21 protein-coding genes are annotated in these 15,919 nt (G+C 65.9%); 19 read left to right on the plus strand and 2 right to left on the minus strand.

What is annotated here, in order from left to right; translation table 11 throughout:
- Position 1 precedes the first annotated feature (1 nt).
- The 14 genes from rplX (at position 2) to HZF05_RS04620 (ending at position 8,643) form a co-directional block, all read left to right on the plus strand.
- Entirely contained in the window at positions 2-319 is a 318-nt protein-coding gene (gene rplX / locus HZF05_RS04555; protein ID WP_160363211.1) for a 50S ribosomal protein L24, read from the plus strand.
- Positions 312-890 carry a 50S ribosomal protein L5 gene (gene rplE, locus HZF05_RS04560; RefSeq protein ID WP_160363212.1) on the plus strand — a complete coding sequence of 193 codons (579 nt, stop codon included), beginning with the start codon at positions 312-314 and terminating at the stop codon, positions 888-890. The genes rplX and rplE overlap by 8 nt, the downstream gene beginning before the upstream one ends.
- A 21-nt stretch (positions 891-911) precedes the next feature.
- Positions 912-1,217, plus strand: coding sequence for a 30S ribosomal protein S14 (gene rpsN / locus HZF05_RS04565; RefSeq protein ID WP_160363213.1), 306 nt, complete (start codon positions 912-914; stop codon positions 1,215-1,217).
- A 10-nt stretch (positions 1,218-1,227) separates the two neighbouring features.
- On the plus strand, positions 1,228-1,623 hold the full coding sequence (rpsH, locus tag HZF05_RS04570) for a 30S ribosomal protein S8 (RefSeq protein ID WP_160363214.1): 396 nt from the start codon (positions 1,228-1,230) through the stop codon (positions 1,621-1,623).
- Positions 1,623-2,156: a 50S ribosomal protein L6 gene (gene rplF, locus HZF05_RS04575; protein WP_160363215.1), complete on the plus strand. Its 534-nt coding sequence runs from the start codon at positions 1,623-1,625 to the stop codon at positions 2,154-2,156. Before rpsH ends, rplF begins: the two co-directional genes overlap by 1 nt.
- Position 2,157: 1 nt before the next feature.
- Positions 2,158-2,502, plus strand: coding sequence for a 50S ribosomal protein L18 (gene rplR, locus HZF05_RS04580; RefSeq protein ID WP_160363216.1), 345 nt, complete (start codon positions 2,158-2,160; stop codon positions 2,500-2,502).
- A gap of 2 nt (positions 2,503-2,504) precedes the next feature.
- Positions 2,505-3,224 (plus strand): 30S ribosomal protein S5, encoded by a 720-nt coding sequence (gene rpsE / locus HZF05_RS04585; protein ID WP_160363217.1) that lies wholly within the window; start codon positions 2,505-2,507, stop codon positions 3,222-3,224.
- Positions 3,225-3,230: 6 nt separating this feature from the next.
- Positions 3,231-3,407, plus strand: a complete 177-nt coding sequence (rpmD, locus tag HZF05_RS04590) for a 50S ribosomal protein L30 (protein ID WP_160363218.1) — start codon at positions 3,231-3,233, stop codon at positions 3,405-3,407.
- A gap of 281 nt (positions 3,408-3,688) precedes the next feature.
- Entirely contained in the window at positions 3,689-4,771 is a 1,083-nt protein-coding gene (locus HZF05_RS04595; protein ID WP_160363219.1) for an acyltransferase family protein, read from the plus strand.
- Positions 4,772-4,856: 85 nt separating this feature from the next.
- Complete coding sequence (rplO, locus tag HZF05_RS04600; RefSeq protein ID WP_160363220.1) at positions 4,857-5,390, plus strand: 50S ribosomal protein L15; 534 nt, start codon at positions 4,857-4,859, stop codon at positions 5,388-5,390.
- A 114-nt stretch (positions 5,391-5,504) separates the two neighbouring features.
- A complete protein-coding gene (gene secY / locus HZF05_RS04605; protein ID WP_160363221.1) occupies positions 5,505-6,863 on the plus strand; it encodes a preprotein translocase subunit SecY in 1,359 nt (452 codons plus the stop codon).
- 35 nt (positions 6,864-6,898) lie between these two features.
- Positions 6,899-7,549 carry an adenylate kinase gene (locus HZF05_RS04610; RefSeq protein WP_160363222.1) on the plus strand — a complete coding sequence of 217 codons (651 nt, stop codon included), beginning with the start codon at positions 6,899-6,901 and terminating at the stop codon, positions 7,547-7,549.
- A 13-nt stretch (positions 7,550-7,562) separates the two neighbouring features.
- Complete coding sequence (locus tag HZF05_RS04615; RefSeq protein ID WP_343046831.1) at positions 7,563-8,315, plus strand: AAA family ATPase; 753 nt, start codon at positions 7,563-7,565, stop codon at positions 8,313-8,315.
- 28 nt (positions 8,316-8,343) lie between these two features.
- Entirely contained in the window at positions 8,344-8,643 is a 300-nt protein-coding gene (locus HZF05_RS04620) for a hypothetical protein (protein ID WP_246331586.1), read from the plus strand.
- A 111-nt stretch (positions 8,644-8,754) separates the two neighbouring features.
- Here the strand turns inward: HZF05_RS04620 and HZF05_RS04625 are convergent, their stop codons facing one another.
- Positions 8,755-9,804 (minus strand): NAD(P)-dependent alcohol dehydrogenase, encoded by a 1,050-nt coding sequence (locus tag HZF05_RS04625; RefSeq protein ID WP_160363223.1) that lies wholly within the window; start codon positions 9,802-9,804, stop codon positions 8,755-8,757.
- A 274-nt stretch (positions 9,805-10,078) separates the two neighbouring features.
- On the opposite strand from HZF05_RS04625, the gene rpsM reads away from it, so the two are divergent.
- The 5 genes from rpsM to HZF05_RS04650 all read left to right on the plus strand — a co-directional run bounded on the left by rpsM (position 10,079) and on the right by HZF05_RS04650 (position 14,792).
- Positions 10,079-10,447: a 30S ribosomal protein S13 gene (gene rpsM / locus HZF05_RS04630; protein WP_160363224.1), complete on the plus strand. Its 369-nt coding sequence runs from the start codon at positions 10,079-10,081 to the stop codon at positions 10,445-10,447.
- Positions 10,448-10,500: 53 nt separating this feature from the next.
- The gene (rpsK, locus tag HZF05_RS04635; RefSeq protein ID WP_022689616.1) at positions 10,501-10,890 is read left to right on the plus strand and encodes a 30S ribosomal protein S11; all 390 of its coding nucleotides are present in this window, start codon (positions 10,501-10,503) and stop codon (positions 10,888-10,890) included.
- Between the two features lie 95 nt (positions 10,891-10,985).
- The gene (locus HZF05_RS04640; protein ID WP_160363225.1) at positions 10,986-12,050 is read left to right on the plus strand and encodes a DNA-directed RNA polymerase subunit alpha; all 1,065 of its coding nucleotides are present in this window, start codon (positions 10,986-10,988) and stop codon (positions 12,048-12,050) included.
- A 122-nt stretch (positions 12,051-12,172) separates the two neighbouring features.
- The gene (rplQ, locus tag HZF05_RS04645) at positions 12,173-12,595 is read left to right on the plus strand and encodes a 50S ribosomal protein L17 (protein ID WP_160363226.1); all 423 of its coding nucleotides are present in this window, start codon (positions 12,173-12,175) and stop codon (positions 12,593-12,595) included.
- A gap of 130 nt (positions 12,596-12,725) precedes the next feature.
- Positions 12,726-14,792 (plus strand): prolyl oligopeptidase family serine peptidase, encoded by a 2,067-nt coding sequence (locus tag HZF05_RS04650; protein WP_181638798.1) that lies wholly within the window; start codon positions 12,726-12,728, stop codon positions 14,790-14,792.
- Here the strand turns inward: HZF05_RS04650 and HZF05_RS04655 are convergent.
- Positions 14,789-15,844: a methyl-accepting chemotaxis protein gene (locus HZF05_RS04655; RefSeq protein ID WP_160363227.1), complete on the minus strand. Its 1,056-nt coding sequence runs from the start codon at positions 15,842-15,844 to the stop codon at positions 14,789-14,791. The two genes, HZF05_RS04650 and HZF05_RS04655, sit on opposite strands and share 4 nt — an antisense overlap.
- Between the last annotated feature and the right edge of the window lie 75 nt (positions 15,845-15,919).

Below are 15,919 nucleotides of genomic sequence, written 5' to 3' on the forward strand. Positions count from 1 at the left end.
AATGTCGGCTCTGAAGATCAAGAAGGGTGACCAGGTCGTCGTCCTGTCCGGCAAGGACAAGGGCAAGACCGGGACCGTCACCAAGGCGATGCCTGCCGAGAGCAAGGTGATCGTCGGCGGCGTCAATGTCGCCACCCGCCACCGCAAGCCGACCCAGGCGAACCCGCAGGGTGGCCTGGAGCGGATCGAGGCTCCGCTGCACGTCTCCAAGGTCGCGATCGCGACCAAGGACGGCAAGCCGACCCGCGTCCGTTTCGAGACGCAGGACGGCAAGAAGGTCCGCGTGGCCGTGAAGACCGGGGAGAAGATCGATGGCTGATGCTTACAAGGCTCGCCTTCAGAAGCTCTACGAGGACAAGATCGTCAAGGCGATGACCGAGAAGTTCGGTTACGCCAACCCGATGCAGGTCCCGAAGATCGAGAAGATCGTGATCAACATGGGTGTCGGCGACGCCACCCAGGACAAGAAGCGGGTCGATCAGGCCGCGTCCGAGATGGAACTCATCGCGGGCCAGAAGCCGGTGATCACCAAGGCGAAGAAGTCGATCGCGCAGTTCAAGCTGCGTGAGGGCATGCCGATCGGTTGCAAGGTCACCCTGCGCCGCGAGCGTATGTACGAGTTCCTCGACCGCTTCGTGACCATCGCGCTGCCGCGCGTCCGCGACTTCCGGGGCCTCAACCCCAAGTCGTTCGACGGCAAGGGCAATTACGCGACCGGCCTCAAGGAGCAGCTGATCTTCCCGGAGATCAGCTACGACAAGGTCGACAAGATCCGCGGCATGGACGTGATCGTCACGACCACTGCCAACACCGACGACGAGGCTCGCGAGCTGCTGCGTCTGTTCGGCTTCCCCTTCGTGGGCGATGCCGATCAGAAGCAGGCCGCGTAAGCTAGAAAGAGAACTTAAGTCATGGCGAAACTGAGTTCCGTGCTGAAGAACGAGCGCCGCCGCGCGCTCGTCAAGAAGACTGCTCCGAAGTACGCGAAGCTGAAGGCGATCGCGGCCGACAAGAGCCTGGACGATGGCGAGCGTCTGATCGCACGCCTTCGCATGGCGGAGCTTCCCCGCAACGGGAACCCGACCCGCATCCGCAACCGTTGCGAGATGACCGGTCGTCCGCGCGGTTACTACCGCAAGTTCAAGCTCGCTCGTGTCATCCTGCGTGATCTCGCCAATAAGGGGATGATCCCCGGCGTGACCAAGTCGAGCTGGTGAGGGTTTAGAAATGGCGATCAACGATCCCGTGGGCGATCTGCTCACCCGCATCCGCAACGGCCAGCGCGCCCGCAAGGATTCCGTGCTGACCCCGGCTTCGAAGCTGCGCACCCGCGTGCTCGACGTTCTCCAGCGCGAGGGCTACATCCGTGGCTACTCCGACGAGACGCTCAACGAGCATCCGGGCATCCGCATCGAGCTGAAATATTTCGAGGGCCAGCCCGCGATCCAGCACATCGCGCGCGTCTCCAAGCCCGGCCGACGCGTCTATAGCGGCTCCAAGGAGCTGCCCGTGGTCCGCAACGGCCTTGGCATCACCATCGTCTCCACGCCGAAGGGCGTTCTCTCCGATGCGGAAGCGCGCGAGCAGAATGTCGGCGGCGAGGTTCTCGCGGAGGTCTTCTGATGAGCCGCATCGGCAAGAAGCCGGTCGCCGTACCGGCCGGCGTGACCGCCAGCATCGCTGACGGCAAGCTTTCGATGAAGGGCCCGAAGGGCACCCTCTCGATCGATCTCGCCAACGAGGTCACCTACGCGATCGAGGACGGCAACGTCGTCGTGCAGCCGGCGAACGAGACCAAGCGCGCCCGCTCCTTCTGGGGCATGCAGCGTACCCTCGTCGCCAACCTGGTGACCGGCGTGACCGAGGGCTTCTCGAAGACCCTGCAGATCACCGGCGTCGGCTATCGCGCCGCGGCCCAGGGCAAGACCCTGAAGCTGCAGCTCGGCTACTCGCACGACGTCAACATGGACGTGCCGGAAGGCATCACCGTGGCGACGCCGGACCCGACGACCGTCAACATCAGCGGCAACGACAAGCAGGCCGTCGGCCAGTTCGCCGCCGAGATCCGTCGCTGGCGCAAGCCCGAGCCGTACAAGGGCAAGGGCATCAAGTATGCGGGCGAGTATATCTTCCGCAAGGAAGGGAAGAAGAAGTAAGATGGCAAAGCTCTCTCTCTTCGCCAAGCGCCGCCAGCGCGTCCGCACCCAGCTGCGCGCCCGCGCCGGTGGTCGGCCCCGTCTGTCCGTGCACCGCACCGGCCGCCACATCTACGCGCAGGTCATCGACGACGCGAACGGCCACACCGTCGCCGCCGCCTCGACCCTGGGCAAGGACGCTTCGGGCGCCGGCGTCACCGCCGCCGCCGAGGTGGGCAAGGCCGTGGCCGAGGCCGCCAAGGCCGCCGGCATCACCACCGTCGTGTTCGATCGCGGCGGCTTCCTCTTCCATGGGCGCATCAAGGCGCTCGCAGACGCCGCCCGTGAGGGTGGTCTGGAGTTCTGACGATGGCTGACGAAATTCAGAACGAGGGCGCAGCCCCCGTCGAGGCCGCTGCCGGCGCGCCCGAAGGTCAGCGCGAGGGCCGTGGCCCGCGCGGCGGCCGTGGTCGCGGTGGCCCGGGCGGCAACCGCGATGGTCGTGGCCGTGACGGCCGTGGCCGCCGCGACGATCGCCGCAACAACAACGAGGACGGCGGCGAAGAGCTGATCGAGAAGCTGGTCCACATCAACCGCGTTTCGAAGACGGTGAAGGGCGGCAAGCGCTTCGGCTTCGCGGCGCTGGTCGTGGTCGGCGACGGCAAGGGTCGCTCGGGCTTCGGCCACGGCAAGGCCCGCGAGGTCCCGGAAGCGATCTCGAAGGCGACCGCCGCCGCCAAGAAGGCGATGGTCCGCGTGCCGCTGAAGGAGGGCCGCACCCTCCATCACGACGGCAACGGCCATTTCGGCGCCGGTCGCGTGACCGTCCGCTCGGCGCCTGCCGGCACGGGCATCATCGCGGGTGGCCCGATGCGCGCCATCTTCGAGAGCCTGGGCGTCCACGACGTGGTGACCAAGTCGGTCGGCACCTCGAACCCCTACAACATGATCCGGGCGACTTTCGAGGCGCTCAAGGAACAGACGAGCCCGAAGTCGGTGGCCTCGCGCCGCGGCAAGAAGATCGCCGACCTGCTGGGTCGCGGTGGCTCGCAGACGGCCGAGGCGGAAGCCGCGGCGATCGTGGAGTAATCGATCATGGCGACCATCAAGGTGACGCAGACGGGTTCCCCGATCCGTCGCACTAAGGACCAGCGCGCGACCCTCGTCGGCCTGGGCCTCAACAAGATGCACAAGACCCGCGAGCTGGAGGACAGCCCCGAGGTCCGCGGCATGATCCGCAAGGTGCAGCACATGGTGACGGTCGAGGGCTGAGGCCCGAGATTGCGCCTGTGAGGTGACAGAAAGGGCTCCGCTACCGATGAGGTGGCGGGGCCTTTTCTGTCTGGAGCCCACCTCCGTTCGCCCTGAGGAGGGGCTGAGCGCAGTCGAAGTCCCGTCTCGAAGGGCATGCGCTGCGGATGTGCTTCGAGACGCCGCTTCGACTTCGCTCAGCAGCTCCTCAGCACGAACGGTTTTGGTATTCGGGGGCAGGCTGGCCGCCACATCTTTGCCACCTTCGCGCGCCATGGGCCGGAGCGACAGGGAGTGACACCATGCGGGGCGACAAGCGCGTCTTCCTGACGCTCGACGGGTTGCGGGGCATCGCCGCGATCATGATCGTGCTGTTCCACTCGCCTGCGCTGGTGGGTCACCTGCGCCCGCAATCCGCCTATCTCTCGGTTGACCTGTTCTTCGCGCTGTCCGGCTGCGTGCTGGAAGCCTCATATCGCGATCGCCTTGCCGCCGGGCTTTCGACGCGCGAGTTCATGCTGATCCGCTGCATCCGCCTGTGGCCGATGTTCGCGCTGAGCCTGCTCGTCGGCATGGCCTTTGCGCTGATCCGGCTGGAGCACGGTATCGGCGGAGAGACGGCTTGGGGCATCGCCACCGCGCTCTTTACCGGCCTCGCGCTGCTGCCGACTCCGGCGATGACAGGTAAGGGCTGGGTGGTACCGCTCAACGCCGCCGGCTGGTCGCTGATCCTCGAGCTGGCGATCAACTTCCTCTACGCATTGTTCTGGCGGCATCTCACCAACCGGCTGCTGTCGATCATCGTCGCGGTGGCGGGCATCACTTTGATGGTGATGAGCACGCGTCACGGCGGCATCGACATGGGATCGACCTGGGGGAGCATCGCCGGCGGTCTCGTCCGCGTCACCTACAGCTTCGCGCTCGGCGTGCTGATCCTGCGCGCCTATGACGGCCGGGTGTGGACCGGCTGGATGAGCGCCATCCCGCCGCTGATGCTGATCCCGATCCTCGCGATGAACCGGGGCGGGCTGTGGTTCGATCTGGTCGCGGCGCTGGTGCTGCTCCCGATGATCGTCTGGGCCGGCCTCAGGCTGGAGCCGGGGCCGTGGCTGGGCAGGGTGTTCCGCTGGGGCGGGCTCGTCTCCTACGCGCTCTACGCGCTGCACGGGCCGGTGCTGAAGTTCGTGCGGATGGAGGTCGTCCTCCATGTCGAGCACAGCCGCATCGCCTTCATGACCGCCGGGCTGATCGCGATCGCAGCGCTGCTGCCGATCTGCGCGCTGCTCGATCGCTGGGTCGACGCGCCGCTGCGCCGCCGCCTCAGCGCCGCGCTGCTCCGTCCCCGCGACCGGCGGATCGCCGAACCGGCGATGTCGCTGCCCTGAATCGGGTTGGCAAACGCGGCGAATCCCTCTAAGGGCCGCCGCTTCCATTCATCCGCGCGACAAAAGCGAAAGCGAGTGCACCGACATGACCAAGCTGAACGACATCCGTGACAACGAAGGCGCCCGCCACCGCAAGATGCGGGTCGGCCGGGGCATCGGTTCGGGCAAGGGCAAGACCGCCGGCCGTGGCCAGAAGGGTCAGAAGAGCCGCGAAGGCGTCTCGATCAAGGGTTTCGAGGGCGGCCAGATGCCGCTCCACATGCGTATCCCGAAGCGCGGCTTCAACAATCCGTTCGCCAAGGATTTCGCCGAGGTGAACCTGGGCCAGATCCAGAAGCTGGTCGATTCGAAGGCGCTCGCCACCGACGGCGTGATCGACCATGCGACGCTGCAGGCGGCCGGCGTGGCGCGCGGCGGCAAGGACGGCGTGCGCATCCTCGGCAAGGGCGCGCTGACCGCGAAGCTCTCCTTCAAGGTCGCCGGCGTTTCGGCCGGTGCCAAGGACGCGATCGAGAAGGCCGGCGGTTCGGTCGATGTGATCGAGGTGGTTCCGGCCGCCGAGAAGGCCGCCGCCAAGAAGAACTCGGTCCGCGACGCCAAGAAGGCGGCCCGCGCCTGAGCCTTTCGGTCGACAAGGCCCTAGGGCTTAGACAAGCCGGATAAGTGCTTATATGGAGGCGGCGGGCGCAGCGATGCGACCCGCCGCTTTCGCATTCGAGGATTCTCAATTCCCATGGCATCCGCCGCCAACCAGGCCGCCGCCGGCCTCAGCCTCAGCAAGTTCGCGCAGGCCACCGATCTCAAGAAGCGGTTGTGGTTCACCATCGGCGCGCTGGTGGTCTTCCGCCTGCTGAGCTTCGTGCCGCTGCCCGGCATCGATCCGCGCGGCCTTGCCGCCGCGATGTCGAAGACGACGGGCGGCGTGCTCGATCTCTTCAACAATTTCTCGGGCGGCGCGCTGCATCGCATGTCGATCGTGGCGCTGGGCGTGATGCCCTACATCACCGCCTCGATCGTCGTGCAGCTCGCCACCTCGCTGTCGCCCACGCTTGAGGCGATCAAGAAGGAAGGCGAGAGCGGCCGCAAGAAGCTGAACCAATATACCCGCTACCTCACCGTCTTCCTGACGGTGGTGCAGGGCTATTTCATGGTCGTGCAGCTCGAGCATTCCTCGGGCGTGGTGATCGATCCGGGCATCGTCTTCCGCGTCTCGGCGGTCGTCTCGCTGATCGGCGGCACCATGTTCCTGATGTGGCTGGGCGAGCAGATCACCGCACGCGGCATCGGCAACGGCGTCTCGCTGATCATCATGGCCGGCATCGTCAGCCAGATCCCCAACATCCTCTCGAACCTGTTCGAGCAGGGCCGCACCGGCGCGCTCTCGCCGCTGGTGATCATCGGCGCGATCGTGATCGCCTTCGGCCTGATCTGGGGCATCTGCTTCATGGAGCGCGCGATGCGCCGGGTGCTGATCCAGTACCCGAAGCGCCAGACCGCGCGCGGCATGATGCAGGGTGACAAGAGCTACCTGCCGCTCAAGATCAACACGTCGGGCGTGATCCCGCCGATCTTCGCCTCGTCGCTGCTGCTGATGCCGCTGACGATCGCGCAGTTCGCCGGCAACAAGGTCCATGGCAACAGCCGCTGGAACGACATCCTGCTGACCGTCACCGGATCGCTCCAGCACGGCTCGCCGCTGTACCTGGCGCTGTATGCCGCCGGCATCATCTTCTTCTGCTTCTTCTACACGGCCGTGGTGTTCAACCCGGAGGAGACGGCGGACAACCTGAAGCGCTACGGCGGCTTCATCCCCGGCATCCGCCCGGGCAAGTCGACCGCCGAATATCTGGATTACGTGCTGACCCGTATCACCGTGATCGGCGCGGCCTACCTCACCGTCATCTGTCTGGTGCCGGAAGCGATGATCAAGGCGTTCGGACTGCCGCAGATGCAGATCACCGGCACCAGCCTGCTGATCGTCGTCAACGTGACGATGGACACGGTGACGCAGATCCAGAGCCACCTGCTGGCGCATCAATATGGCGATCTCATCAAGAAGGCGAAGCTGAAGGGTGGCGCGCTGCGCCGCTGACCGGCTATCGACTCCAGGAGTGGAGGGGGAGTGACGTGAACATCATTCTGCTGGGGCCGCCGGGGGCGGGCAAGGGAACGCAGGCCGATCGCCTGGTCAAGGAGCGCGGCATGAAGCAGCTCTCCACCGGCGACATGCTGCGCGCGGCGGTGAAGGCGGGAACGCCGACCGGTCTCAAGGCCAAGGCGGTGATGGACGCCGGCCAGCTCGTCTCGGACGAGATCGTCTCGGGCATCATCGGCGATGCTCTGGACGCGATGCCCGCCGATCAGGGCGCGATCTTCGACGGCTATCCGCGCACCCAGGCGCAGGCCGTATCGCTCGACGAAATCCTGAGCGCGCGGGGTCGCAAGCTCGATCATGTGATCGAGCTGGTGGTGGACGAGGACAAGCTCGTCGAGCGCATCGTCGGCCGCTACACCTGCGCGAATTGCGGCGCGGGCTATCACGATACGTTCAAGCAGCCGAAGGTCGCGGGCACCTGCGATGTCTGCGGCCATCACGAGTTCAAGCGCCGCCCCGACGACAATGAGGAGACGGTGCGCACCCGCATGGCGGAGTACCGCGCCAAGACCCAGCCGATCCTGCCTTATTACGAGGCGAAGGGGCTGGTCGCGAAGGTCGACGGCATGGCCGACATCGATCATGTCGGCGCGGCGATCGACGCAATCCTCGGCGACAAATAAGGAGTAGCGGGCGGTGGCGCGGTCGTTCCAGACGCGCCTGCTGCCGCCCTATCTCAAGCGCATCTGGTACGATCCGCCGGCCGGATCCGACCAGGCGGCCTATCCTTACTGCCTGCCGTGGCTGCGGGGCGGCGGTTTCGAGCTTTCGTTCGATCGCCCCATCACAATCATCGTCGGCGAGAATGGCGTCGGGAAGTCGACGTTGCTGGAGGGTATCGCCGTCCTTGCCGGCTATGATGAGAGCGGAGGTGGCCCCGGTTACCGGGCGGTCGACAATTCGCGGGCACGTGAAACGGGCGGCGGCTCGCTCGCATCTGCGTTGAGAGCAAGCTGGCTGCCGAAGGTGGGTTCAGGCTGGTTCTTCCGCGCCGAAAGCTTCTTCTCCGTCGCCCGCTATCTGGATGAATCGGGTAGCCCTTACGCGGACTTTCTGTCTCATTCGCATGGCGAGGGCTTCATCCGCTTCTTCGAGGAGCGCTGTGCACAGCCCGGCGTCTTCTTCTTCGACGAGCCTGAGTCCGCGCTTTCGCCGACCCGCCAGTTCGAATTCCTGAAACTGCTCCGCGAGATCGAGGCGGGGGCGAAGACGCAGGTGATCATGGCGACCCATTCGCCGATCCTGATGGCGCATCCCGGCGCCACGCTGCTGAAGATGGGGAAATACGGGCTCCAGCCGGTCGAGCTGGAAGATACCGATCATTTCCGGATCATGCGGCAGTTCGTGCTGGATCCCGGCGGCATGGTCAGCTCGATGATCGACGACTGACATCGGCGGCATTGCAAAGGCGGGCGTCATGGCCAATGGAGCGGCCATGGATATCGACGCGCTTCTCCAGCATTATTTCGGCACCGACGATCCCGACACGATCACCGATTTCGGCTTCACGCTGGGATCGGAGCGGCTGCGCGTCGATTTCGGCACCGAGAAGGAGCCCGGCCGCCGGTTTGCGCTCTGGGTGCTGATGGCGGTGCTGGATTTCGCGCCGCTTCCGGCCGAGGCCTTCCCCAAGGATCCCGAGCTCAAGCGCGCGGCGGAGGATTATCTCACCGCCGCCGAGCGGATGGAGCGCGACGGGGACGCGGAAGAGGACTGACCCTCTCGGTCATTGCGAGCGTAGCGAAGCAATCCAGAGCCACGGGCGCTGCGCCTGGAGCTCTGGATTGCCGCGTCGCTGCGCTCCTCGCAATGACGAAGGAGAGGCGCCTTACCCGTTCGCGAGCGTCTTGTTGTCGATCACGAAGCGGTAGCGCACGTCGCCCTTGAGCAGGCGGTCATAGGCCGTCTCGATATCCTGGATGGCGATCATCTCGATGTCCGAGACGACGCCCTTCTCGGCGCAGAAATCGAGCATCTCCTGCGTCTCGGCGATGCCGCCGATCAGCGATCCGGCGATCGACCGGCGTGCGAAGATCAGGCTGAAGACGGTGGGCGAGGGGTGGGGATGCTCCGGCGCGCCGTTCAGCACCATCGTTCCGTCCCGCTTCAGGCAGTTCAGCAGCGGATCGAGATCGTGGCTGGCGGCCACCGTATTGATGATCAGATCGAAGCTGCGCGCGTGCGCCGCCATATCGTCCTCGTTCTTCGAGATGATCACCTCGTCGGCGCCGAGCGCCTTGGCCGCCTCCACCTTTGATTCCGAAGTCGTGAAGGCAACGGTGTGGGCGCCGAGTGCATGGGCGAGCTTGATGCCCATATGGCCGAGCCCGCCGATCCCGACGATGCCGACCTTCTTGCCCGGGCCCGCGCCCCAATGCTTGAGCGGCGACCAGGTAGTGACGCCTGCGCACAGCAATGGCGCGACGGCGGCGAGCTGATCCTCCGGATGGCTTACCTTGAGGACGAAATGATCCTTGACGACGATCTTCTCGGAATAGCCGCCAAAAGTGTTCTGATCGACGTTGTTGCCGTTGTAGGTGCCGGTGAAGCCGTTCTCGCAATATTGCTCGAGGCCTTCGTCGCACGACGCGCAATGATCGCAGCTGTCGACCATGCAGCCCACCGCCGCGACGTCGCCCACCTTGAACTTGGTGACGTGATCGCCGACGGCGGTGACCCTGCCGACGATCTCGTGGCCGGGAACGCACGGCCACAGCGTGTTGCCCCATTCGCCGCGCGCTTGGTGCAGATCCGAATGGCAGACGCCGCAATAGAGGATGTCGATCTGTACGTCGTGCGGACCGACCGTACGGCGATCGATCTCGAACGGCGCGAAGGGGGTATCGGCGCTCTGCGCCGCATAGGCTTTGGTAGCCATGGTTCTGGAATTCCTCTTCGGGGGAATGAAGGGACTTGCAATCTATCGCTGACAACGCTGACCTGCAACCGGTCGGTACATAATCTTTCTGGAAGATCGGCGGGCGGCTGCCGCGCTTGACAGGGGGTGAGTCGCCCTATAGGGACCCCCGATCCCAAAACCCGGTCGTCCGGCGCCGCCACCCGTGCGCGCGTCGGCTGTCCGTCGTTGAGGGGCGAAGCGCTGAGATGGGCGGCCTCGCCAGGGCCCCCGTGGAGCAGGAGAAAAGTTTACCATGGCACGTATTGCGGGTGTGAACATCCCGACCAACAAGCGCGTCGAAATCGCGCTGACCTACATTCACGGCATCGGCCCGGCCAAGGCCAAGGAAATCACCGGCAAGCTCGGCATCGAGCAGCAGCGCCGCGTGCAGGACCTGTCCGATCAGGAAGTGCTGCAGATCCGTGAGGCGATCGACGCGGGCTACATGGTAGAGGGTGACCTCCGCCGCCAGACCGCGATGAACATCAAGCGCCTGATGGACCTGGCCTGCTACCGCGGCCTGCGTCACCGCAAGGGCCTGCCGGTCCGCGGCCAGCGCACGCACACCAACGCCCGCACCCGCAAGGGCAAGGCGAAGCCGATCGCCGGCAAGAAGAAGTGAGCTTGAGCCGCTGAGAAGCGGCTCGCTCCTCCAATCAGGTAGGACAGCAGAAAATGGCACGTGAACCGCAGCGTATTCGCCGTCGCGAACGCAAGAACATCACCGCCGGCGTCGCCCATGTGAACGCCAGCTTCAACAACACCATGATCACCATCACCGACGCGCAGGGCAATGCCATCGCGTGGTCGTCGGCGGGCATGATGGGCTTCAAGGGCTCGCGCAAGTCGACCCCGTATGCCGCCCAGGTCGCCGCCGAGGATGCCGGCAAGAAGGCCGCCGAGCATGGCGTCCGCACCCTCGAGGTCGAGGTGAAGGGCCCCGGTTCGGGCCGTGAGTCGGCGCTCCGCGCGCTGCAGGCGGTGGGCTTCCAGATCACGTCGATCCGCGACGTAACCTCGATCCCGCACAACGGCGTCCGCCCGTCCAAGCGCCGCCGCGTCTGATTTCGTATCGGAACGCGGGCGCCTGATGCCCGCGTTCCCGTTTCCCGGCCGCGGGTGGACGCATCCGCTTTGGCCCAACCCTTGAGGGAAAACACATGGCCGTCAACGCCAAGAACTGGCAGGAACTCAAGAAGCCGAACGGCCTGGAGAAGAAGGGCGGCGACGGCAAGCGCCGTGCCACCTTCGTCGCCGAGCCGCTGGAGCGCGGCTTCGGCCTGACGCTGGGCAACGCGCTGCGTCGCGTGCTGCTCTCGTCGCTCCAGGGCGCCGCTGTCACGTCGATCAAGATCGAGAACGTCCTTCATGAGTTCTCGAGCCTCGCCGGCGTCCGCGAGGACGTCACAGACATGGTGCTGAACGTCAAGCAGATCGCGCTGCGCATGCAGGGCGAGGGCGCCAAGCGCCTCCAGCTCTCGGCCACCGGCCCTGCGGAAGTCACCGCGGGCATGATCGCCACCACCGGCGACATCGAGGTGATGAACCCCGAGCTGGTGATCTGCCACCTCGACGACGGCGCAACGCTCAACATGGAGCTCACTGCTTCGTCCGGTAAGGGCTATGTCGCCGCTGCGCTGAACCGCCCGGCCGATGCGCCGATCGGCCTCATCCCGGTCGATGCGCTCTACTCGCCGGTCCGTCAGGTCGCCTACAAGGTGGAGAACACCCGCGTCGGCCAGGAGCTCGATTACGACAAGCTCACGCTGACGATCGAGACCGACGGCACCGTCACCCCGGAGGACGCGCTCGCCTATGCCGCGCGCATCCTGCAGGACCAGCTGCAGCTCTTCGTCCACTTCGACGACGGCCTGACGCTGCAGACCTCCGTCCCGCAGATGGCGGGTGTCGCGGTTTCGTCCGCGAGCGCCGAGCCGGAGCAGGACGCCAACCAGCTCAACCGCTACCTCCTCAAGAAGGTGGACGAGCTGGAGCTGTCGGTCCGTTCGGCGAACTGCCTGAAGAACGACAACATCATCTACATCGGCGACCTGGTCCAGAAGACCGAGGCCGAGATGCTCCGCACGCCGAACTTCGGCCGCAAGTCGCTGAACGAGATCAAGGAAGTCCTCTCGTCCATGGGCCTGCGTCTCGGCATGGACATCCCGGGCTGGCCGCCCGAGAATATCGAGGAAATGGCCAAGAAGCTCGAGCAGGAATACTGATCGGGTTTCCCCTCTCCCGCGCAAGCGGGGGAGGGGCCAAGCAGGGAGAAGGGGCGACCTCCCGAATTGTCGCCTGGCCCGGGGTACCTCGCACGGCCCCCTGACGAACGAAAGGAAATATCATGCGCCATCGCGTTGGCGGTCGTAAGCTGCAGCGGACCGCGTCCCACCGTACCGCCCTGTTCCGCAACCAGTCGGCCGCGCTGATCAAGCACGAGCAGATCCTCACCACGCTCGCCAAGGCGAAGGAGCTTCGCCCCTATGTCGAGAAGCTGGTGACGCTGGCCAAGAAGGGCGGCCTCTCCAACCGCCGCCTCGCGCATTCGCGCCTGCTCGACGACACGCAGCTGGTGAAGCTGTTCGACGTGCTGGCCGATCGCTACAAGGCGCGCGCCGGCGGCTACACCCGCATCATCAAGGCCGGCATCCGCGCGTCGGACGCGGCGCCGATGGCGATCATCGAGTTCGTCGACCGCGACGTCTCGGCCAAGGGCCAGGATTCGGGCCCCGTCCTGAGCGACGAGGAGCTGGACGAGGCGGCCTGATCGCTTCGATCCATCCCGAAAGAGCAACGGAAGGGCCGTCCCGCATCGGGGCGGCCCTTTTGCTTTGCGCGCGCCCAAGCTTTGCATCCGGTTCACGCACCGTTACGGATGGCAGCCTCAGGGAGGGGACATGCACGATATCAGCCCGGACGGACCGATCGCCTATCCCGAAACCGCGCGCGACGATGCGATCGAGGAGCTGGGCGGCCGCCGGTTCGCCGATCCGTGGCGCTGGCTGGAGGGCGATGTCCGCACAGACGAGCGCGTGCAGGCATGGGTCGCGGCCGAAGTGGCGCTCACCGATTCCTATCTCGATACGCTGCCGGGTCGCATCGCGATCCGCGAGCGGCTGACGAAGCTCTGGAACTACGAGCGCGTCTCGCTGCCGCGTCGACGGGGCGGGCGCTATTTCTTTCTGCGCAACAGCGGGCTGGAGGCGCAGGCGGTGCTTTGCGCGCGCGAGGCGCACGATGCGCCGGCGCGCGTGCTGATCGATCCCAACGACTGGTCCGAGGACGGCGCGACCGCGCTCGGCGAATGGGAGCCGTCCGACGACGGTCGTCGCCTCGCCTTCACCGTGCAGGACGGCGGCAGCGACTGGCGGGTCGTGCGAGTGCTGGACGCGATCGGCGGCGATACGCTTTCCGACGAGGTACGCTGGGTGAAGTTTTCGGGCCTCGCCTGGGCAAGTAACGGCTCGGGCTTCTTCTATTCGCGCTTTCCGGAACCGCGCGCCGGGATGGAGCATCAGGCGCAGAACCTCGACCACGCCGTCTATTTCCATCGGCTCGGTACCGATCAGGCTGCGGATTTCCAGGTCTATGCGACACCGGATCGCCCGCGCCTGATCCATACCGCCGAGGTGAGCGAGGACGGGCATTGGCTGCTGATCTCGTCCGCCGAGGGGACGGAGGCGCGCACCGAATTGACGGTGATTGATCTCACCGCGCCGAAGCTCGCGCCGAAGATCCTCGTGCGCGGGCTGGAGAACGACTGGCGGCTGGCCGGATCGAAGGGCGACATCTTCTACTTCGTCACCGATCTGGAGGCGCCGCGCCGCCGCATCGTCTCGATCGACGTCGCCTCCGAGATGCGCCGCAGACGGGAGATCGTGCCGCACGGCGAGGACCTGGTGGCGGATGCGCTTCTGGTCGGCGATCGGCTGCTGGTCTCGGTGCTGCGCAACGTCGCGAGCGAACTGCGCATCTACAATCTCGACGGCAGGCTGATGGATACGGTGGTTCTGCCCGGCATCGGCGCGGTGACCGGTATGGAGGGGCGTGGCGACAGCAGCGAGGCCTTCTTCGCCTTCACCAGCTACGATCGCCCGACCGAAATCCACCGGCTCGATGCAGGGAGCGCGGTCGCGCTACCCTATGCGCAGCCGCAGCTGCAATTCGACCGTGACGAATATGTGGTGGAGCAGACCAGCTGCACCTCGAAGGACGGCACCGTCATCCCGCTCTTCCTGCTGCGCCGGAAGGATGTGACGCACGCCGCGCCGACCCTGCTCTACGGCTATGGCGGGTTCGAAATCTCGCTGACCCCCGGTTTCTCCTCGGCAGCACTCTGCTGGGCGGCGATGGGCGGTGTCTATGCGGTCGCCAACATCCGGGGCGGCGGCGAATATGGCAAGGCGTGGCACGATGCCGGCCGGCGCGCCAGCAAGCAGAACGTCTTCGACGATTTCATCGCGGCGGCCGAGCATCTGAAGACGGAGGGCGTCGCTTCAGGCGTCGTGGTCCATGGCCACAGCAATGGCGGGCTGCTGGTGGCGGCCGTGACCAACCAGCGGCCGGACCTGTTCACCGCCGCGCTGCCGGCGGTCGGCGTCCACGACATGACGCGCTTCCATCGTTTCACGGCCGGCCGCTACTGGATCGACGATTATGGCGACCCGGGGAAGGAGGAGGATTTGGCGGTGCTGATGGCCTATTCGCCGATCCACAATATTCGCGACGGCGCCGACTATCCCGCGATCCTGATCGCCACCGCCGACACCGACGATCGCGTGGTGCCCGCGCACAGCTTCAAATATGCCGCCGCGCTGCAGGCCGCGAACATCGGACCGAAGCCGCATCTGATCCGCATCGAGACGCGTGCCGGCCACGGCGCCGGCAAGCCGACCGCCAAGCAGATCGACGAAATCGCCGACCTCTGGGCATTCGCGGCAAAGTGGAGCGGGCTGGCGGCCTAGGCCGCCCGCGCCCGCGCGGCGCCGCTCAGCGCAAGCTCGATCTCGCGCTCGTTGGGCACGCGCTGCTCGATCACGCAGCGCAGCTTCAGGCCGTCGAAACCATGGACCGGCAGCGCGATCGCCTGCGCCACGATCGACTCATCGCGCGTCTCGACATGGCGGCCGGCGGCGGCGGCGACGCTGGCGATAGGCAGGATCTCGTTGAAGGCGTAGCGGCCGGTCGACGAGATCATCCGGTTCTGGTCGTCGACGATGGTGACGACCGCGCCCGAGCTCGCCTGCTCGACCGAGTGGAGCATCGCGGCCGCCTGTGCTTCCCAGTCATATTCCAGATAGCCAACGCCGATCACCCGTCCGTCCTTGCGGATCGGCGAGACGTAGATCAGCACCTTGCGATTGCCCGAAAAGGGGTTTTCCCACACCTCGTCGGTGAACCATTCCTCGTGATCGGCCGCGCTCAGCGCATTCTGATACTGCGGCTCGTTGCGCAGGTTGATGCCGCGCACCTCGGCATTGGCGTGCGCGCTGACGACGACATGCCCCTGATCGTCGGCGATGAAGGCGTTGAGGAAGTAGGGCGAGAAATGGAGCATCGAACGCAGCCGCTCCATCGCGCGCGATTCGGCGGCGGAATCGGTGCGGGCGTGGGCGGCGCCGTCGATGACGAAGGGATCGGTCGCCAGCATCCGCACATCGATCGAGCGATCGTAGAGCGCGCGTGTGATCGTCTGGATGATCGACTGGGCGAGCTCGGCGAGGCGGGCGCCTTCCACCTCGGCGACCAGCTCGTCGGCGATGCCGGCTCCCTGCGCCAGGCGATCGAGCACCTCGGCGCGGAACTTGCCGGCGGACATGCGCGCCTGTCCGGCCAGCGCCTTCACCTCCTGCGCGACGACGGAGAAGCCGCGGCCGGCTTCGCCGGAGCGCGCCGCCTCGATGGTGGCGTTGAGCGCGAGCAGGTTGGTCCGGCCGGCGATCGCCTCCGTTTCGGCAGCATAATGCTGAACCTCTTCCCGCAGCGTCGATAGCAGCGAGCGGATACGACGAGGCATCGAACAATCCCCAACAAAAAGCAGTCCCCGCACGGGCTTAGGCAATAAGGGTAAACAAGCCGTTGACCATCGTTT

It is taken from the genome of Sphingomonas chungangi, assembly GCF_013778325.1.
Taxonomy (GTDB): Bacteria; Pseudomonadota; Alphaproteobacteria; order Sphingomonadales; family Sphingomonadaceae; genus Solisphingomonas; species Solisphingomonas chungangi.